This is a genomic window from Pseudomonas serbica, from assembly GCF_028823535.1.
Lineage (GTDB): Bacteria > Pseudomonadota > Gammaproteobacteria > Pseudomonadales > Pseudomonadaceae > Aquipseudomonas > Aquipseudomonas serbica.
This window is the reverse complement of the sequence record NZ_JAQIYM010000024.1, coordinates 14,880-34,289: the sequence shown is the minus strand read 5'-3', so window position 1 is coordinate 34,289 and position 19,410 is coordinate 14,880. Positions and strand designations below refer to the sequence as shown.

The following is a 19,410-nucleotide window of genomic DNA, read 5'->3' as shown; positions in this document are numbered from 1 at the left end:
GCTTTTCCGGAGCTTAGCCTTGTTGATTTTAATTAACAACTCTCATGTAAAAAATTCTAAACGCCACACGTCTGAAGCTGAGGATTTATGCGTGTTCCCGGGATGATCTGGCACTCTCGTGCCTCTGAGAGGCCCGAAAATAAACGTTGAAAGGCCAAGTGTTCGCTATTGACTTCACTTTGCCTTTCGGATTGACTGGCTACGTGAAAGGGCGGTGAACATAATAATTAACAGTAAAAAATAGGTGCATCATGTCGGTCCCTCTGCGTACCGTTCAACTCAACGAAGCAAACGCATTCCTTAAGAAATATCCTGAGGTTTTGTACGTCGACCTTCTGATTGCGGATATGAACGGTGTGGTGCGCGGTAAGCGCATCGAACGCACCAGTCTTCATAAGGTTTACGAGAAAGGCATCAACCTGCCGGCGTCCCTGTTTGCCCTCGACATCAATGGCTCCACGGTGGAAAGCACCGGCCTGGGTCTGGACATCGGCGACTCCGACCGGATCTGCTACCCGATCCCCGGCACCCTGAGCATCGAGCCCTGGCAGAAGCGCCCAACCGCGCAATTGCTGATGACCATGCACGAACTCGAAGGCCAGCCGTTCTTCGCCGACCCGCGGGAAGTGCTGGCCAATGTGGTGCGCAAGTTCGACGACATGGGCCTGACCATCTGCGCCGCGTTCGAACTGGAGTTCTACTTGATCGACCAGGACAACGTGAACGGTCGTCCGCAGTCGCCGCGTTCGCCGGTGTCCGGCAAGCGTCCGATGTCGACCCAGGTGTACCTGATCGACGACCTCGACGAGTACGTCGACTGCCTGCAGGACATCCTCGAAGGCGCGAAAGAGCAGGGCATCCCGGCTGACGCCATCGTCAAGGAAAGCGCCCCGGCGCAATTCGAAGTCAACCTGCATCACGTGGCCGACCCTATAAAGGCCTGCGACTACGCCGTCCTGCTCAAGCGCCTGGTGAAGAACATCGCCTACGACCACGAGATGGACACCACCTTCATGGCCAAGCCGTATCCGGGCCAGGCGGGTAACGGTCTGCACGTGCACATTTCGATTCTCGACAAAGAAGGCAACAACATCTTTGCCAGCGAGGATCCCGAGCAGAACGCCGCGCTGCGACACGCGATCGGCGGTGTGCTCGAGACCCTGCCGGCGCAGATGGCGTTCCTCTGCCCGAACGTCAACTCCTACCGTCGTTTCGGTGCGCAGTTCTACGTGCCGAACTCGCCGAGCTGGGGCATCGACAACCGTACCGTGGCGGTCCGCGTGCCAACCGGTTCACCGGATGCCGTGCGCATCGAACACCGCGTGGCCGGTGCCGATGCCAACCCGTACCTGTTGATGGCCTCGGTATTGGCCGGTGTGCACCACGGCCTGACCAACCAGGTCGAGCCGGGCGCCCCGGTGGAAGGCAACAGCTACGAGCAGAACGAGCAGAGCCTGCCGAACAACCTGCGCGATGCCCTGCGCGAGCTGGACGACAGCGAAGTCATGGCGCGCTACATCGACCCGATGTACATCGACGTGTTCGTGGCGTGCAAGGAAAGCGAGCTGGCCGAGTTCGAGAACTCCATCTCCGACCTTGAATACAACTGGTACTTGCATACCGTCTGATTAGTCGGTTCAACACAATCAAATGTGGGAGCGGGCTTGCTCGCGAAAGCGGAGTGTCAGGTGACATCAATATTGGATGTGCCGGCGCTTTCGCGAGCAAGCCCGCTCCCACAGGGATCGTATTGCAAATTTGAATTGGCGGGCGTCGGTCCGACGATCACTCAATTTCCTGCGTCGAGTCACAACCATGACAATTACTCGCAGCGACTGGGAGCAACGCTTCCAGTCCCTCACCCTCGAAGGTCGCGCATTCATTGACGGCCAATACTGCGCAGCCGCCAGCGGTGCGACGTTCGAATGCATCAGCCCGGTGGACGGTCGTTTCCTGGCGAACGTCGCCAGCACCGACGAAGCCGATGCCAATGCAGCAGTCGCGGTGGCGCGACGCGCCTTCGAATCCGGCGTCTGGTCCGGGCTGGCCCCGGCCGAGCGCAAGCGCATCCTGATCCGCTTCGCCGACCTGATCCTGGCCAACCAGGAAGAACTGGCGCTGCTCGAAACCCTCGACATGGGCAAGCCGATCGGCGATTCCCTGGCCATCGACATCCCGGCGACCGCCAACGCGATCCGCTGGACCGCCGAAGCCATCGACAAGATCTACGATGAAGTCGCCGCCACGCCCCACGATCAACTGGGTCTGGTGACCCGCGAAGCGGCCGGCGTGGTCGCGGCCATCGTGCCGTGGAACTTCCCGCTGATCATGGCCAGCTGGAAATTCGCCCCGGCCCTGGCGATGGGCAACTCGTTCATCCTCAAGCCTTCGGAAAAGTCGCCACTGACGGCTATTCGTATCGCGCAACTGGCGCTGGATGCGGGCATACCCAAAGGCGTCTTCAACGTACTGCCGGGCTTCGGCCACACCGTGGGCAAGGCGCTGGCGCTGCACATGGACGTCGACGTGCTGGCCTTCACCGGTTCCACGGCGATTGCCAAGCAACTGATGATCTACGCCGGGCAAAGCAACATGAAACGCGTCTGGGCTGAAGCCGGTGGCAAGAGCGCCAACGTGGTGTTCGCTGATGCCCCGGACTTGCGCGCCGCCGCACAGGCCGCCGCCGGCGCCATTGCCTTCAACCAGGGCGAAGTCTGCACCGCCGGCTCGCGTTTGCTGGTGGAACGTTCGATCCGCGACCAGTTCATCCCGCTGCTGGTCGAGGCCCTGCAAGGCTGGAAGCCGGGGCACGCGCTCGATCCGGCGACCACCGTCGGCGCGGTCGTGGATCAGCGTCAACTGGACAACGTGCTGCGCTATATCAACATCGGCAAGGAGCAGGGCGCCCGGTTGATCGCCGGCGGCAGCCGCACTCTCGAGGACACCGGCGGCCTGTATGTGGAGCCGGCGATTTTCGACGGCGTAACCAACGCCATGACCATCGCCCAGGAAGAAATCTTCGGCCCGGTGCTGTCGGTGATCACCTTTGACAGCACTGAAGAAGCCTTGGCGATTGCCAACGACAGCATCTACGGCCTGGCCGCCGGCGTGTGGACCAGCAACCTGAGCAAGGCCCACACCTTCGCCCGTGGCTTGCGTGCCGGCAGTATCTGGGTTAACCAGTATGACGGCGGCGACATGACCGCGCCGTTTGGCGGCTTCAAGCAGTCGGGCAATGGCCGGGACAAATCGCTGCACGCGTTCGACAAGTACACCGAGCTCAAAGCGACCTGGATCAAGCTCTAATAACAATAAAGCGGCGGTCGCCGGCGTTGTGCGGCGGCCATCGGAGAAGTCTATGAAACAAGCACATGTAAACAGCTACTACGCGGCCACCCGCAACTTCACCGGCGATTTCCCGGTGCTGGAAGGCGCGGTGGATTGCGACGTCTGCGTGATCGGCGCCGGCTACACCGGCCTGTCCTCTGCACTGTTCCTCGCCGAAGCGGGCTACAGCGTCACTGTGCTCGAAGCGGCCAAAGTCGGCTTCGGCGCCAGCGGTCGCAACGGTGGCCAACTGGTCAATTCCTACAGCCGTGACGTCGACGTCATCGAAGAGCGTTATGGCGACAAGACCGCCGAAGTCCTTGGCAGCATGATCTTCGAAGGCGCCGACATCATTCGTCAGCGCATACAGCACTACGATATCCAGTGCGACTACCGTCCGGGCGGCATCTTCGCCGCGATGAACAAGAAGCAGCTCAAGGGCCTGGCCGAACAGAAGAAGAGCTGGGAGCGCTACGGCAACAAGAACCTGACGATGCTCGGCAAGGATGACATCAGGCGCGAAGTCGGTTCCGAGGCTTACGTTGGCGGCCTGCTGGACATGCAAGGCGGGCACATTCACCCGCTGAACCTGGCATTGGGCGAGGCTTCGGCGATCATCGGCCTGGGCGGCAAGATCTACGAGCAATCGGCGGCGGTGGAAATCACCTACGGCGAACCGATCACCGTGCGCACCGCCAAAGGCGTGGTCAAGGCCAAATACCTGCTGATCGCCGGTAACGCCTACCTGCCGCAGGGCCTGGACAACCGCGTGACCAGCAAGAGCATGCCCTGCGGTTCGCAGATCGTCGTCACCGAGCCGTTGTCGGAGAAGCAGGCGCGCAGCCTGATCAAGAACAACTACTGCGTCGAAGACTGCAACTACCTGCTCGACTACTACCGCCTGACCGCCGACAACCGCCTGCTCTACGGTGGCGGCGTGGTCTACGGCGCGCGCGAGCCGGACGACATCGAACAACTGATCCGCCCGAAAATCCTCAAGACCTTCCCGCAGTTGAAGGACGTGAAGATCGACTACCGCTGGACCGGCAACTTCCTGCTGACCATGTCGCGCATGCCGCAGTTCGGCCGTATCGAGAAGAACGCCTACTACATGCAAGGCTACAGCGGCCACGGCGTCACCTGCTCGCACCTGGCGGGCAAGCTGATCTCGGAAATGATCCGCGGCGATGCCGAGCGCTTCGACGCCTTCGCCTCGCTGCCGCACATGCCGATGATCGGCGGGCGCACCTTCTCGGCGCCGTTGACTGCCTTGGGCGCGGTGTACTACTCGCTGCGTGATCGTTTCGGGATCTAAGATTTACCTCACCGGCAGCCATCCCGATCAGGTGCTGCCGGCCTTTTGTATTCAGAAAAACCCCTGTCCCCCGTGGGAGCGGGCTTGCTCGCGAAAGCGGCGTATCAGTCACCGATGATGTTACCTGACTCACCGCTTTCGCGAGCAAGCCCGCTCCCACAGGGGGTACGGCGTCATGGCAGACGGCTGTTTTTTTCCACCGTTTATCGAACCTGCTGAGCAACACCCACAAACGTGATTTAATAGCCGCCTTTCACGTTTCCGGGACCGGAAAACGGCGCGATCCACGCCTGCTCTCCACCCCCATTACCCTTGCGTACCAAGCACATAAGGCTGTCATGGACACGGGCTCACGACTCAAATTAGTACGCGAAAGCTACAAGCTGTCCCAGCGCGAGCTGGCCCGGCGTAGCGGCGTCACCAATGCCACCATTTCCCTGATCGAACAGAATCGCGTCAGTCCTTCCGTCAGCTCGCTGAAAAAGCTGCTCGAAGGCATCCCCATGTCCCTGGCCGACTTCTTCACCTTCGACCAGCCGCCGCGTGAGCATCAATACGTCTTCCGCGCCAACGAGCAGCCCGACCTCGGCCGCCACGGCCTGCGCCTGTTGCTGATCGGCGCCTCCGTGCCAAGCCGGCAGATGCGTCTGTTGCGCGAACAGTACGCGCCAGGTGCCGGCTCCGGAGAAGAGCCGATCGTGCATTCGGAAGGCGAGGAGTGCGGTCTGGTCACCCGTGGCACCGTCGAGCTGACGGTGGATGGGCAGATCAGCGTGCTCAATGCCGGGGACGGCTATTACTTTCCGACGACCTTACCGCACAAGTTTCGCAATATCGGCCAGGATGAGGCGGAAATCATCAGCGCGAACACGCCGGCGAACTTCTGATAACAGCGTGGCGTGATCCGGCGTTACGTCGGCGCAACAACCGTGGTGCTTGAAAAAAACCGATGCCCGCACAGGCATCGGTTTTTTTATTTGGCCTTCCAGTGCCCACCGCCAGACTCACAATCAATCCTGGCCTGAGCGATGTGCTCGGCGCCGTAGTAATACGTCGTGACCTGGGCATTGTCGGGGATGTTGACCGACTGACTGTTCTTGTCCTTGCTGGTGGAATGAGGATTGGCCAGGGATTCCTGGGTCAGCGTGGCGGTGCAGGTGGCTTGATAATGATCTGCACAATGTTCGACTTTCTTCTTGGTGCTGGTCAGCATGTCCTTGCTTTCGTTGCTGCATGACCAGTCGATGGAATTGACTGGCATGCCTTCGTATTCATAACAACTATGACTTTCGACCACGGGGACGGAAGCGCTTTGGGATCGGGTCAGCACGTCGCAACCTTCGGCGAATGCCAGGGCAGGGCAGAGGCCAGCGAGCAAAAGCAGCAGTCTACTGTTCATCGGGATTTCCTCTCCAATGGCGCCTTGTTTGAACCAGGATCAGCGCTGATAGAGTTTCGAAACCCCGATGTGGCCTGTGGTTCCATGCATTTGGCTCGTTTATGCAGCGTTAACGCGTAGCCCCGGCCTTATTGTCTGGCCTGTGCTGGATCCGGGTGGTGGGTGATGTGCTTGGGCCCTGCCAGCGCCCACAGGATCAATCCGATCAGCGGCACAAACACGATCACCACCATCCACACGCCTTTGCTGCTCGCTTTGCCTGCGCTTTTGCGCACCCGGTTGATGGCCCACAACTCGATCAACAGAAGAACGGCTGCCAATACAATCCACGTCGTTTCGATCTGCATGTAGTCACCTCCTGATAGTCTTTCAGTTAGGTGGGCAGTTGTGCACAGGGTTCATTTAATTTGCGGTAGACGAAACAGGCACCTCAACCCCCCCTCGACTTGTCGATCAGGAGGACTGAGCCTGGCGGGACTACCGCCACTTCGCAGTGCGTCGGTGGTTAGCGGTCTCACCATAAAGGGAAATGTCCTGCAGGTTTTGCAGATCAGAATCTAACGTTCGTCGGATGTCAGCTGGCTATCAGCGCTTTTGCCTGCCCGTTCCATCACGGCTGCTAAGCTTCGTCGTTGCAGCACCCGAGCCTGCCCTGGGCTCACGTTGCGTGCGCAACCACGGAGTTCCACCTCTATTCCTGTCGGCAATCTGCACGGAGGCAGGCGATGGTGTTCAAGCGCATGGTGGATTCGAGCGCGGCGCGGGTTCCCGTGCCGCTCGATCCTGAAGAGATGGAGCGAGTACTGGCGTTGCTGCTGGCAAGTCCCTTGTTCGCCAAGTCCCGGCGCATGGGCAGTCTGTTGCGCTTTCTGGCCGAGCACGACTTGCAACCCTCCAATACCCCCCTCACCGAACACGCCATCGGCATCGCGGTGTTCCGGCGTGATCCGGCGGTGTACTGCACCGGCGATGACCCTGTGGTGCGGGTGCAGGTGGGGCGGCTACGGCGCAAGCTTGCGGCGCACTACGCCAGCAACGGTCAGCACGACCCGGTGCGCCTGAGCATACCGGCCGGCTGTTATCGCCTTGCTTATCAGCGATTGCAGCCCAAGGCCATCGCCACCCGCCATCCGGTTTTGCAGATCCAGCCGTTCACCTGCATTACCCGTGACGGCGATGACTTCGCCCGGGGCTTGTGCGAGGAGCTGAGTTGTCGCTTGTTCGAGTCGTTCGAGCAGGCGCAGACCGGGGCTAATCATGTGTTGATGAAGGTGCCGCGCAGCAGCGTCAAGACAGCCGATGGCGGACGCGTCGGGCGCTACAGCTATTGCCTGGAGGGCAGCGTGCGGGTCGAGCCTGCGCGGGTGCGGGCGTCGTTGCGCCTGGTGGATGTCGCGCAGGGGCGGATTCGCTGGTCGGCGCAGTTCGATCGCACCCAGCCTTATGGCATCGCCACCCAGGAGGACCTGGCGCAATCGATCTGCCTGTCCCTGACGGGCTACTTTGCCAAAGGCGCCATTGACGAATGAAAGGGGCAACCCTGGGGGTTGCCCCGGCGCGCACCGGTTACACGGTTTTCCATTGACCGCCTTCATAAAGGCGACCGGCGGTGTTTTCGAACGTCAGGTCGATTTCGATCGCCTTGGAGCGTGAGGTACTGAACATGGTACTGGTCTGCACATTCTGTTCGAACCATACGAGGATGGTTTCGACGGGGGTCAGTACGGTTTTACCGGTGACTACCTGATCCACCGCCACATAGATCGGCGTGCTGACCTGATTGCCGTCGATGCCGGTGGACAGCTGGTTGATCCCCGGATGGATCGGCGCGTACTCGTTCACAAAGGTCATGGAAACGTCCGGGCCGCCCGTGATCGCCGGGCTCAGCAGGCCGTGTTCATCGAGTGTCGAGGTTTGCCCAAGACCGATATTGACGATGTTGGTCGAGACTTTGACCTGGATGTTTTCCTTGAACACGTTGGAAGCGAACATCTGGTACAACGGCGTCCAGCTGAATTCGTTATTGCTCAGGTAAGCGACATAGGACTGCCAGACCACGTTGTAGTCGGCGGTGCCGACTTTCTTGGCAAAGCACAGCTTGTAGCCAGACTTCTTGAGCAGGGTCAGGTCGCCGGGGGCGATTTCGATGGTGACGGTTTTCTGCGCCGCCGCCAGGGCGGACCTCAATACCCTGCCGTAATCCGCCGACTTCAGTTGCGTTGCACCCATGATCGACTTGACGGCTTCTTGCACCTCATCGTGCAGCTGCTGGCGTTGTTGGCTGACAGCGTTTGATTGGCTCATGGTGTCCCTCTTCCTTGGTGGTGTGTTGGGCAATCGATGGCTGGCAGGCAGTCAACCGGGGCCATCCATCGAGAGCTTCACTCTAGGTTCAGGCGATGCACTGGCTAAGTGTCTTGGCGTTACAGGCGGGTAACGGGGGGGTATCAAGCGCGGTTCGGTTCAGGCGGGGGGTTCGCTCGCGAAAGGCCTGACGTTCGACGTCAGGGCCTTGTCGCGAGCAAACGTCCAGGATCGTGACTACAGGCTGGCGGCGAGTTTCCCACCCGACAACCGACGCTTGTAGGCACTGTCGCGGTTGGCCAGCCACCAGTACAACGGTGACGTGATCACCAGGCCCACCAACCAGGACAGGTCCGCGCCATTGATGTGCTCGGAAATCGGTCCGACGTACAGCGGCGTGTTCATGAACGGAATCTGCACCACGATGCCGATCGCGTAGGCCAGCAGCGCCTGCGGGTTGTAGCGCCCGTAGATGCCGCCATCGACGTGGAAAATCGAGTCGATGTCGTACTTGCCCTTGTGGATGGCGTAGAAGTCGATCAGGTTGATCGCCGTCCACGGCACCAGGACCACCAGCAGGACCAGCACCATGTCGACGAAGTGGCCGATGAAGTCAGCGGAGGCACCGACGGCGGCAAAGCAGCAGGCACCGAGCACGATCACCGAGAGCACGGCGCGGCTCTTGGCGGTGGGGATCCAGCGGTAGGCGAAGGTCTGCACCAGGGTGATCAGCGACAACACGGCGCCGTAGAGGTTGAGGGCGTTGTGGCTGATGACGCTGAGCAGGAACAGCACCAGCATCAGCGGGCCAATGGAACCGGTGGCGAGCTTGACCGCTTCCATGGTGTCCATGCCGACAGGCGTGGCCAGTACGGCGACGGCGCCGAAGATGAACGACAGGCTGGAACCGAGCACGGTGCCCAGGTAGGTGGTCCAGAAGGTCGCCGCCACGGGCACGTCGGCCGGCAGGTAGCGCGAATAGTCGGACACGTAGGGCGCGAAGGCGATTTGCCAGAGCGCGGCCAGGGACACTGTCGCCAGCCAGCCGGAGATGTTGAAGCTGCCGCGGGTGAGGAAGTCGCCGGTCTGCACGTGGGTCAGGATGTAGGCGAAACCCAGCACGATGCCGATGCCCAGCACCCAGGTGCCAATACGGTTGAGCACGTGGATGAAGCGATAGCCGATGATGCCGATGATGCCCGAACCCAGGGCACCGATGACGATGCCCACGGGCACCGGCACGCTGTCGACCACGCCGTGCAGTGATTTGCCCGCCAGCACGATGTTGGAGGCGAAGAAACCGATGTACATCACGCCGGCGATCAGCACCACCAGCAGTGCGCCGAGGGAGCCGAACTGGGCTCGGCTCTGGATCATCTGGGGGATGCCCATCTGCGGGCCCTGGGCCGAGTGCAGCGCCATCAGCACGCCGCCGACCAGGTGGCCAACGAGGATGGCGACGATGCCCCAGACCAGGTTCAGGTGAAACATCTGCACGCCGAGGGCGCCGGTGACGATGGGCAAGGGCGCGATGTTGCCACCGAACCACAGGGTGAACAGGTCGCGGGTCTTGCCATGACGATCTTGCGGCGGCACGTAGCCGATCGTGTGTTTCTCGATGAGCGGGGCGCTCGTTGTTGCAGTGGTTACCATGACGAACTCCAAGGCAAAGTGAGTACGTGGACGTACTTCGGTGAGCGTCGCGCGAACGACGCTTTTCTTGTTGGAGCGATCATGTGCAATGGATCGGGATAGATAAATTAGTAAGTTTGTTGCTTCAAACCTTAAAAAATATATGCCGCGCCGGCGGTCGCCTCCGGTATGTTCAGCCTTGACCGCAGGCCTGCACCAAACCCTTGTGTGCGCTGCCGATCCCTTGACCCTGATGTTCTGTTTCCCGGAGGTTCCCATGGCCGCCTACAACCTGCGCCAGCTCAGGTATTTCGTCACCACGGCCGACTGCGGCAGCGTGGCGGAGGCCTCGCGCAAGCTCTACATCGCGCAGCCCTCGGTGTCGACGGCAATCAAGCACCTGGAAGAGAGTTTTGGCGTGCAACTGTTCATCCGCCATCACGCCCAGGGGGTGTCGCTGACGCCGAGCGGTTCGCGGTTCTACCGCAAGGCCCAGGAGCTGCTGCGGGTCGCCCATGAGTTCGAGCAGAATGCCCTGGCGGACAATGACGTGGTGGCGGGACAGATCGACATCGGCTGTTTTGAAACCGTGGCACCGCTGTACCTGCCACGCCTGATCGCCGGGTTCAAGCTGCGCTGGCCCGGGGTGGAAATCCGCATTCGCGATGGCGAGCAGCAGGAGCTGGTGCAGGCGCTGACCGCCGGCAGCATCGACATGGCCATGGTTTACGAACATGACCTGGACAGCACCATCGAGACCGTGGCGCTGATGCCGGCCCAGCAACCCTACGCCTTGCTGCCCGCCGACCATCGCTTCGCCCAGCAGGCGAAAGTCTCGCTGCATGACCTGGTGCTGGAGCCGATGATTTTGCTCGACGTGGTGCCCAGCCGGACCTACTTCGTGAGCATTTTCGAAGAGCGCGGGTTGACGCCGAACATCGTGTTCAGCTCGCCTTCGATCGAGATGGTGCGCGGGATGGTCGGGCGGGGTTTCGGCTTTTCGATCCTGGTGACCAAACCGTTCTCCGAATACACCTATGACGGGCAAAAAGTCGTGTGCGTGCCGCTGGCCGAAAACGTCACCGGCTCCGGGTTGTCCGCGGCGTGGTTGCGCAGGGCACAGCTGACCAAGCCGGTGCAGCTGTTCGTCGATTACTGCCAGGAAGAACTGGCCCGACTCTATACCTGAGTCGGGCCAGGGATCAGTTGCTGATGGCCAGCAGCATCCGTTGCAGCATGGCGTCGCAACCGTGCAGTTGTTCCAGGCTGACGAACTCATCGGGTTTATGGCCTTGCTCCATGCTGCCCGGGCCGCATACCACCGTTGGAATTCCCGCTGCATCGAACAGGCCGCCCTCGGTACCGAACGCCACCGTGCCGAAGTCCCGGGAGCCGGAAAACGCAGCGATCAACTCCGCCGCTTCGCTGCGGGCATCGGTGGCCAGGCCGGGGTACGCCGACAATTCACTGAAACGAATGTCGCTGTGCTCACTCACGGCGCGCATGCGTGGCAACAGATGCTGTTCGGCATAGGCCTGCAGTTCCTGTGCAACCCGTAGCGGGTCGTGGGAGGGCAGGGCGCGAACCTCGAAGTCGAAGCGGCAGTCGGCCGGGACGATATTCAAAGCCTTGCCGCCGCCAATCACCCCGGTCTGCACGGTGGAGAACGGCGGATCGAAACGCGCGTCATGCTGCTCCGGTGCCTTGAGCCGTTGGCCGATGCGCCCCAGTTCAGCGATCAGCTCGGCCGCGTATTCGATGGCATTGACCCCGAGCGGAGCATAGGCCGAATGGCAGGCGTGCCCCTGGATGTCACAGCGCATCGCCAGCTTGCCCTTGTGGCCCAGCACCGGTTTGAGTTCGGTGGGTTCGCCAATGATGCACAGCAGCGGTTTGACCGGTCGTTGCTCAAGGGCCTTGAGCAGCGAGCGCACGCCCAGGCAGCCGACTTCCTCATCGTAAGACAGGGCGATATGCACCGGCAGGCGCAACGACGCCTGCACCAGCGCGGGCACCAGGGCGAGCACGCAGGCGATGTAGCCCTTCATGTCCGCCGTGCCGCGACCGTACAGCTTCCCTTCGCGCTCGGTGAGCTGGAACGGCACGACGGTCCACGCCTGACCGTCGACAGGCACCACGTCGGTGTGCCCCGAGAGCACAATGCCCGGCCGGTCCGCCGGGCCGATCGTGGCGAACAGGTTGGCTTTGCTGCGCTCCGGGTTGTAGACCAGCTGGCACGGCACATCGAAGCCTGCGAGGTAGTCGCGGACACACTCGATCAGTTGCAGGTTGGATTCGCGGCTGGTGGTGTCGAACGCCACCAGCGTTGCGAGCAAATCGCGGCTGGCGCTCATCGATCGTCTCCGGCGACGCCGTAGCCAGGGGACCGGTCGGGCGCCAGGGCGCGGTCGATGTAGTCCTGGACCTGCGGACGGTAGGCCTGCCAAAGTTTTTGCAGCTGGCCAATCGGGTCCTCATCGGCCCAGTCGACCCGCAGGTTGACGATCGGCCAGGTCAACTCGCCGACCACCATTACTGCGGCCGAATGCACCGGCCCGGCTTCGCCACCGGCCGCCACGCCACCTTGCATCGCCGCCAGCAAACGGTCGGCCAGTTGGCCTTCGGCCTGTTCGAAGGCGCGGACCATGGCCTCGATCACCACAGGGCTTGCGAGCATGTTGCCGGCCGCCACGCATTGCTCGCCGGACACCGCGTTATGGTTGCCCAGGGTTTGCGCACCGCTGAAATGCGCGGTGCGACCGAGGTGGTCGATGGCGGTGATCTGCCGGTACTGGCTGTAGCCATTGCGGGTCAGCACCTTGTCCAGGGCCTCGGCAGGTGTAAGGCCTTGCTCCATCAGGGCCAAGGTTTCCGGGCCCAGGGAGGGCAGGGTGATGTTTTGCGTCGAGACGGCACCCACACCGGGCAATAACCAGGGGCAGCGGGCGCCCACGGCAATGCTCGAGGAGCTGATGGCGATGCCGAACTGACCGGTGTCGGGGCAGCGGCCGGCAATGGAAAAGGTCATGGGCCTGCTCCTTATTCGGGAATTACCGCAATCACATCAATCTCCATCAGCCACTGCGGCTGACCCAATGCCGTCACCACCAGCCCGGTGGAAATCGGGAACACGCCTTTGAGCCACTTGCCTACTTCCTGGTACACCGGTTCGCGGTAACGCGGGTCGATCAGGTAGGTGGTGGTCTTGACGATGTGGCTCAGGTCGCTGCCGGCTTCTTCCAACAGTTGCTTGACGTTGCGCATGGCCTGCTCGGTCTGCGCCCGCGGATCGCCCAGGCCGACCAGGTTGCCCTCGAAATCGGTGCCGACCTGGCCGCGCACATACACGGTGTTGCCGGCGCGGACGGCCTGGCACAGGTCGTTGTCCAGGCTCTGGTTCGGGTAGGTTTCCTTGGTGTTGAACATGCGGATGCGAGTGTGGGTAGGCGTAGTCATTTGAAACTCCTGGAATATGGGGGGCGGCGCGGTTCACGCGCCGAGCGGTTATCAAGCGCTGACAGTGGTCTTGTGATCGGCCGGGTTGCTATCGGCCTCGCGTTGGGCGGCGTCGCGGTACTCAAGGTAGGTCCGCTGGATGGCAATGTGATCGGCCACGTACTTGGCGTCGTGCCACACGCCCCAGATGAACGACGAACCACGGCGGGACTGCCACGGCAGGCCGAGGAAATACACGCCAGCCTCGCTGGACACCCCGCGCTGATGCCGGGGCTTGCCGTTGTCGTCGAACGCGTCAACCTTCAGCCAGCTGTAGTCCACGGCAAAACCGGTAGCCCAGATGATCGACGTCACACCGGCCTTGGCCAGGTCGAGCTCAAGGATCGGATGGGTGACGCAGTCCGGCTCCGGGAAGGTATGGCGCGCTTCGGGTTCTTCCGGCAGATCCAGGCCATTGCGTTCGATGTAGGCATCGGCGGCGTCGAGCAGGGCCAGGTAGTTTTCATCGCCCCGGGCCAGGTTCTCCGCCAGGTTCGCCTGGAAGGTCGCCACGCTGCCGTTGAACGACTGGGTCAGGCCCACCAGCACCATGCCGGCATGGGCCAGGCCACGGAAGTCCACGGTGCGGCCACCCTGGGCGCCACTGACGGCGATGGTCACGTGTTCGCGGCCGGGTTTCATCGCGGCCTGGTCCCACTCGCCCAGCACCCCCAGCCACCAGCAGAAATCACGGTTGCGATAGGCGCGGGGCGGACGATCGTGGGCGCCCACCGACAGGTAGACCTGCTTGCCGGAGCGCTGCAATTCATCGGCGATCTGCACGCCCGAGGAACCTGCGCCCACCACCAGCACGGCACCCTCGGGCAATTGCCCGGGATTGCGGTAGTCGGCGGAATGGATCTGCAGCAACTGTGCATCCTTGGGGGCGATCGGCGGGATCACCGGACGCTGGAACGGACCCGTGGCAGCCACCACGCGGCTGGCCTCGATCACGCCCTGGGAGGTCTCGACGGTGAAGCCTGGGCGACCGACGTTGCGCTCGACCTTCTTCACTTCCACGCCGGTGCGGATCGGCGCCTTGAACTTGCGGGCATAGGCTTCGAAGTAATCGGCCACGCGCTCCTTGGGGGCAAAACCATCGGGGCTGACGTCGTCGAATTCCAGGCCGGGAAAACGGTCGTGCCAGGCCGGACCATTAGCCACCAGCGAATCCCAGCGGCCGGTGCGCCAGCGCTCGGCAATACGATTGCGCTCCAGCACCAGATGCGGCACGCCGAGCTTGCTCAGGTGTTCACTCATGGCTACGCCGGCCTGGCCGGCGCCGACAATCAAGGTATCTATTATTGTTTTTTCAATGGTCATCTGCTTGCCCTTCGAAGTTGGTTAACGGTCGGTGTCGACCTGCCATTTCCTGGGCTCAAGACTAGGGATCAGCCTGATGTCGGTAAAATATTATTAAGCTGGTATTTGAGTATAAATAATTGATGCAGTGGGTTTTGACCGGGTGGATTGGAGGGGAGGCTGCAGTCCGGTCGGAGCAGAAAAACGAAGACTGGCGCCCGACAAAATGTCCATTTCCACGGGTTTCTTGTAGGGCGTTTCCGTAAATAAGTACGAAATTTCCCAAAGTTAAGGACAGGGGTGGAATGTGAGAGTGAGATACTTCATTGTTGTTGTAGGAGAACAGGCATAGTTCCCGTGCGTATATTGTTGTACTTATTTAGACATGGAATTCACAGGCTGTAGTGGAGGAACTTTCTACTCTGTTGGCTAGAGTTTCGAGTTCCTGTCGCTACAGGTTTTAGCGATGGCAGTGGCCGTCGCAAAATAATCGGGAGGTGTTATGTCTTCAAGCAGTTTTCAAAACGAAGTGCCGAAGGCGCGGGTCAATATCAAGCTCGACCTGCATACCGGCGGTGCGCAGAAAAAAGTCGAACTACCACTGAAGCTGATGGTGATGGGGGACTACAGCAATGGCCAGGAGCAGCGTCCCTTATCAGCCCGAAGAAAAGTCTCGATCAACAAAAACAACTTCGATAGCGTATTGGCGGAGTTTTCTCCTCTCTTGAAAGTGACCGTGGAAAATACCTTGGTCGATGATGGCGGCGACACCTCGGTCGAGCTGAATTTCCAGCGCATGAAGGACTTCGAGCCGGAGCAGGTAGCACGGCAAATCCCGCATCTGCGTGCACTATTGGCCATGCGCAACCTGTTGCGCGACCTCAAGTCTAACCTGCTGGACAATGCCACCTTTCGTCATGAACTGGAACGCATTCTCAAGGACGATGCGCTGAGTGACGAACTGCGCGCTGAATTGGCCGCATTGGCGCCGCCAGAAAATCGTTAATCCACTTCGGTTCGTTTAAAGGGAAGTTACCTTCATGTCCATCGAAAGTTCTAACGTGCAATCGCGCGGCGCTACAGTGTTGTCCGAAGAAAGTAAAGGTGTATATGGCGCGCTGTTCGGAAAGATCAATCTCAGTCCGGTCTCCACACTAAGTAGTATCGAAGTGTTTCAGAACACCGAGGCGCTGTCCGAAGTGTCTGCTGATGAGCGAGTGACTGCGGCAGTCAGTGTTTTTCTCAAACTGCTCGGACAGTCTTCACAGAAGGTTGAGCGCCTGGATAAAGTCCTGCTCGATGATCACATTGCCTCACTGGATGCGCAAATCAGTCGGCAACTTGATGCCGTAATGCACCACCCGGATTTCCAGCGCGTCGAGTCAACCTGGCGCGGGGTCAAATCGCTGATCGACCAGACCGATTTCCGCCAGAACGTGCGCATCGAATTGCTGGATATCAGCAAGGATCATCTGGTCCAGGATTTCGACGATGCACCGGAAATAGCTCAAAGCGGCCTCTACGTGCATACCTATACCCAGGAGTATGACACGCCGGGCGGCGAGCCGATTGCCGCGGCTATCTCCAACTACGAGTTCGGTCGCAGTCCTCAGGACATCGCCCTGTTGCGCAACATTTCCAAAGTCGCCGCAGCTGCGCACATGCCATTTATCGGCACCGTCGGCCCGGCCTTCTTCGGCAAGCAGTCGATGGAAGAAGTGGCCGCGATCAAGGACATCGGCAACTATTTTGACCGCGCCGAATACCTGAAATGGAAGGCGTTCCGCGACAGTGACGACGCCCGTTACATCGGCCTGGTCATGCCCCGTGTCCTCGGACGCCTGCCCTATGGCCCAGACACCGTCCCGGTGCGCAGCTTCAACTACATCGAGAGCGTCAAGGGCCCCGACCACGACAAGTACCTGTGGACCAGCGCCTCGTTCGCCTTTGCCGCCAACATGGTCAAGAGTTTCATTGCCAATGGCTGGTGCGTGCAGATCCGCGGGCCGCAGTCGGGCGGTGCAGTCACTGAATTACCTATCCACCTGTACGACCTGGGCACCGGCAACCAGGTGAAGATTCCTTCGGAAGTCATGATCCCTGAAACCCGCGAATTCGAGTTCGCCGACCTCGGTTTCATCCCGCTGTCGTATTACAAGAACCGCGACTACGCATGCTTCTTTTCGGCCAACTCGACTCAGAAAGCGGCCCTCTATGACACTGCCGATGCGACCGCCAACAGCCGGATCAATTCGCGCCTGCCCTACATTTTCCTGCTATCGCGCATTGCCCATTACCTCAAGCTGATCCAGCGCGAAAACATCGGCACCACCAAGGACCGGCGCTTGCTGGAACTTGAGCTGAACAAGTGGATCGGCGGACTGGTCACCGAAATGACCGACCCGGGCGACGACCTGCAGGCCTCGCATCCGCTGCGTGATGCCAAGGTGACCGTGGAAGACATAGAGGACAACCCGGGCTTCTTCCGCGTCAAGCTGTATGCCGTGCCGCACTTCCAGGTCGAAGGCATGGACGTCAATCTTTCGCTGGTGTCGCAGATGCCCAAGCGCAAGGCCGATGGCGCTCGCGGGGAATCCAGGTCTTGAAAATCGACCGTCCCGTATGGTCTGCGGGGGCACTCCTGTGCCCCCAGCAGTTCCAGCAACAGGCGCGATGGGAAGCCTGGACCAACGAACGCCTGGCTCATTTGTCACTGGTGCATCCCTGGGGTGTAGGGGCAGTGGCGTTTGACCAGGAGACCCTGCGCCTGGGCAAGCTCAAGGCCACAAGGTTGTGCCTGCGCATGCCCGATGGCACCTTGATCGATACTGATGAGGTGGATCGTCTGCCCTCGGCCCTGGAATTGACCGAGCTGCTTTCCAGTGACGTGCAGGATGCCACGGTGGTATTGGCCTTGCCGCTGGAGCAGGCCAATGGCAACAACTGCCTGCTCGATGACGGCAAGGTCGAGCGACCCACGCGCTATCGCCAGGACTGGCGCAAAGTGCAGGACGTGTACGAAAGCGAGGTGCAGCAGATCGGCGTGCTGGAACACGTGCTGAGCCTGCGTTTTGCCCACGACGATAACGCCGATTACCTGACCTGTCCGATCGTGCGCCTGATACGGGACGGGCAGGGTGCATGGGGGCTGGATGGCGCTTATGTGCCACCGCTGCTCGACTTCGCGGCACACCCGGGGTTGCTGGCGCAGCTGGATAATTTGCTGATCCAGTTGGCCGCCAAGCGTCAACGGCTGATGGGCATGCGTCGTGAAAGTAACCAGCGCATGGCCGATTTTGCCGTGGCCGATGTGTCGTTGTTTTGGCTGCTCAATGCCTTGAACACCTACCAGCCGATCCTGGCAGATATCAAGGCGCACCCGGCACGACATCCCGAGCCGGTATATCGGGAACTGGCAAAGTTGGCCGGCGGCCTGCTGACCTTTTCCCTGGAACACGATATCGAGCAGATTCCGGCTTATCGACATGAGCAACTGGAAAGCGTTTTTCCCCCACTGTTGCGTCTGATCTCCACCTTGCTTGAGGCCAGCCTGCCTTCGCGGGTCATTGCCCTTGAGATGGAGGAGAACGGCGCCAACCGCTGGAAGGTCAGCCTCAATGATCCACGTCTGTGCGAGCGCGAAGGCGCTGATTTTTATCTGTCGGTGCGTTGCCGCTTGCCGGCGGCACAGGTGCAGAGCCAGTTCCCGCGCTTGTGCAAGATCGGCACGCCGGACGATGTCGATCACTTGATCAACGCCGCGCTCGACGGAGTGCCGTTGCAGTCGCTCAGCCATGTACCGGCAGCCATTCCGCTGCGACTGGAGAACCAGTATTTCGCCCTGGATCTCGACCACGCCAAGGGGCAGGCGGTGCTGGCTGCAGGGGTCTGCGCCTTCTACGTCCCGAGCACACTGGCCGAGGTGAAACTTGAACTGTTTGCGGTGTTGCGCACATGAACCTGAATGCCTCAAGAAAAACCACCGCAATGGCGGTGGATATCGACGCGTTGCTGCAGGACAGCTACCTGCTGGTGGTAGAACTGTGCAAGGGCGCATCGACGCACGATGGCCCGACGTTGAAGGACCTTTGCGTAAAGCAGGTCGAACATGTTCGCCAGATGCTCGAGCATGCCGGTCTGAGCCCGCGCAGCATCGATCACATCAGCCATGCCCAGTGCGCCTTGCTCGATGAAACCGTACTGCGTGTCGATAAGCAGGCTCGCGACGCCTGGACGAAAGAACCCTTGCAAGCGAAGTTCTTCAGCCGTCACCAGGCGGGCGAGTTCCTGTATGAAGACATGCGCGAAGTCTTGCGCGAGCCCGCCCCTGATCCACTGGTGCTGACGGTGTTCCATCGGGTGCTGATGCTCGGCTTCCAGGGGCGTTACCACGATGCCGAAGATCCTGAGCGCGAACAGTTGCTGAGCGCGTTCCAAGTGCAAGTCGCCCCCTTGGCACTCAGCCAGACCCTGGCGACGAAGAAGACATTCGGACAGGGACTGCGCATTGCGCTATGGCCGCGTTCGCCACTGGCTCATGGTCTGCTTGTGGGTCTGCTGTTTGTCGGTTGCTGGTGGGGGCTTGACCACCTGTTGGCCAATCTCCTCAGCTCGGTTTTGCCCGGTGAGGCTTGAG

At 60.7% G+C, this 19,410-nt stretch carries 18 protein-coding genes; 10 read left to right on the top strand and 8 right to left on the bottom strand.

Annotated features, from left to right (window positions below):
- Positions 1-251: 251 nt before the first annotated feature.
- The 4 genes from NQL71_RS28360 to NQL71_RS28345 all read left to right on the top strand — a co-directional run bounded on the left by NQL71_RS28360 (position 252) and on the right by NQL71_RS28345 (position 5,529).
- Complete coding sequence (locus NQL71_RS28360; RefSeq protein ID WP_046817230.1) at positions 252-1,628, top strand: glutamine synthetase family protein; 1,377 nt, start codon at positions 252-254, stop codon at positions 1,626-1,628.
- 187 nt (positions 1,629-1,815) lie between these two features.
- Entirely contained in the window at positions 1,816-3,306 is a 1,491-nt protein-coding gene (locus NQL71_RS28355; RefSeq protein ID WP_248687763.1) for an aldehyde dehydrogenase, read from the top strand.
- Positions 3,307-3,358: 52 nt separating this feature from the next.
- Positions 3,359-4,642, top strand: a complete 1,284-nt coding sequence (locus NQL71_RS28350; protein WP_274643707.1) for an NAD(P)/FAD-dependent oxidoreductase — start codon at positions 3,359-3,361, stop codon at positions 4,640-4,642.
- A gap of 338 nt (positions 4,643-4,980) precedes the next feature.
- Complete coding sequence (locus NQL71_RS28345) at positions 4,981-5,529, top strand: cupin domain-containing protein (protein ID WP_274643706.1); 549 nt, start codon at positions 4,981-4,983, stop codon at positions 5,527-5,529.
- An 86-nt stretch (positions 5,530-5,615) separates the two neighbouring features.
- Here NQL71_RS28345 and NQL71_RS28340 read toward each other — a convergent pair whose 3' ends face one another.
- A complete protein-coding gene (locus NQL71_RS28340) occupies positions 5,616-6,041 on the bottom strand; it encodes a hypothetical protein (protein ID WP_046817233.1) in 426 nt (141 codons plus the stop codon).
- Positions 6,042-6,169: 128 nt separating this feature from the next.
- Positions 6,170-6,388 carry a PLD nuclease N-terminal domain-containing protein gene (locus tag NQL71_RS28335; RefSeq protein WP_046817234.1) on the bottom strand — a complete coding sequence of 73 codons (219 nt, stop codon included), beginning with the start codon at positions 6,386-6,388 and terminating at the stop codon, positions 6,170-6,172.
- A 378-nt stretch (positions 6,389-6,766) separates the two neighbouring features.
- Between NQL71_RS28335 and NQL71_RS28330 the strand changes: the two genes are divergently transcribed.
- Positions 6,767-7,570: a membrane protein gene (locus tag NQL71_RS28330; RefSeq protein ID WP_046817235.1), complete on the top strand. Its 804-nt coding sequence runs from the start codon at positions 6,767-6,769 to the stop codon at positions 7,568-7,570.
- A 37-nt stretch (positions 7,571-7,607) separates the two neighbouring features.
- On the opposite strand, the gene NQL71_RS28325 is transcribed toward NQL71_RS28330, so the two are convergent.
- Together NQL71_RS28325 and NQL71_RS28320 are read right to left on the bottom strand one after the other, a co-directional pair.
- Entirely contained in the window at positions 7,608-8,345 is a 738-nt protein-coding gene (locus NQL71_RS28325; protein ID WP_046817236.1) for a hypothetical protein, read from the bottom strand.
- 237 nt (positions 8,346-8,582) lie between these two features.
- Positions 8,583-9,998: a purine-cytosine permease family protein gene (locus NQL71_RS28320; RefSeq protein ID WP_046817237.1), complete on the bottom strand. Its 1,416-nt coding sequence runs from the start codon at positions 9,996-9,998 to the stop codon at positions 8,583-8,585.
- Between the two features lie 256 nt (positions 9,999-10,254).
- On the opposite strand from NQL71_RS28320, the gene NQL71_RS28315 reads away from it, so the two are divergent.
- The gene (locus NQL71_RS28315; protein WP_046817238.1) at positions 10,255-11,166 is read left to right on the top strand and encodes a LysR family transcriptional regulator; all 912 of its coding nucleotides are present in this window, start codon (positions 10,255-10,257) and stop codon (positions 11,164-11,166) included.
- A 13-nt stretch (positions 11,167-11,179) separates the two neighbouring features.
- On the opposite strand, the gene argE is transcribed toward NQL71_RS28315, so the two are convergent.
- From argE to NQL71_RS28295, 4 genes are read right to left on the bottom strand one after another with little or no spacing between them, the layout of a single operon-like run.
- On the bottom strand, positions 11,180-12,331 hold the full coding sequence (gene argE / locus NQL71_RS28310; protein WP_046817239.1) for an acetylornithine deacetylase: 1,152 nt from the start codon (positions 12,329-12,331) through the stop codon (positions 11,180-11,182).
- Entirely contained in the window at positions 12,328-13,005 is a 678-nt protein-coding gene (locus tag NQL71_RS28305; protein ID WP_274643705.1) for a DUF1028 domain-containing protein, read from the bottom strand. The genes argE and NQL71_RS28305 overlap by 4 nt, the downstream gene beginning before the upstream one ends.
- Before the next feature lie 11 nt (positions 13,006-13,016).
- Positions 13,017-13,433 (bottom strand): RidA family protein, encoded by a 417-nt coding sequence (locus tag NQL71_RS28300; RefSeq protein ID WP_008058648.1) that lies wholly within the window; start codon positions 13,431-13,433, stop codon positions 13,017-13,019.
- 51 nt (positions 13,434-13,484) lie between these two features.
- The gene (locus NQL71_RS28295; protein ID WP_046817241.1) at positions 13,485-14,795 is read right to left on the bottom strand and encodes a flavin-containing monooxygenase; all 1,311 of its coding nucleotides are present in this window, start codon (positions 14,793-14,795) and stop codon (positions 13,485-13,487) included.
- Between the two features lie 481 nt (positions 14,796-15,276).
- Between NQL71_RS28295 and tssB the strand changes: the two genes are divergently transcribed.
- The 4 genes from tssB to tssL are packed head-to-tail and all read left to right on the top strand — an operon-like array spanning position 15,277 to position 19,409.
- The gene (tssB, locus tag NQL71_RS28290; protein ID WP_274643704.1) at positions 15,277-15,780 is read left to right on the top strand and encodes a type VI secretion system contractile sheath small subunit; all 504 of its coding nucleotides are present in this window, start codon (positions 15,277-15,279) and stop codon (positions 15,778-15,780) included.
- 34 nt (positions 15,781-15,814) lie between these two features.
- On the top strand, positions 15,815-17,380 hold the full coding sequence (gene tssC, locus NQL71_RS28285) for a type VI secretion system contractile sheath large subunit (RefSeq protein WP_046817243.1): 1,566 nt from the start codon (positions 15,815-15,817) through the stop codon (positions 17,378-17,380).
- Positions 17,377-18,732 (top strand): type VI secretion system baseplate subunit TssK, encoded by a 1,356-nt coding sequence (gene tssK / locus NQL71_RS28280; protein ID WP_046817244.1) that lies wholly within the window; start codon positions 17,377-17,379, stop codon positions 18,730-18,732. Before tssC ends, tssK begins: the two co-directional genes overlap by 4 nt.
- Positions 18,729-19,409: a type VI secretion system protein TssL, short form gene (gene tssL / locus NQL71_RS28275; RefSeq protein WP_077182539.1), complete on the top strand. Its 681-nt coding sequence runs from the start codon at positions 18,729-18,731 to the stop codon at positions 19,407-19,409. The genes tssK and tssL overlap by 4 nt, the downstream gene beginning before the upstream one ends.
- Position 19,410 lies beyond the last annotated feature (1 nt).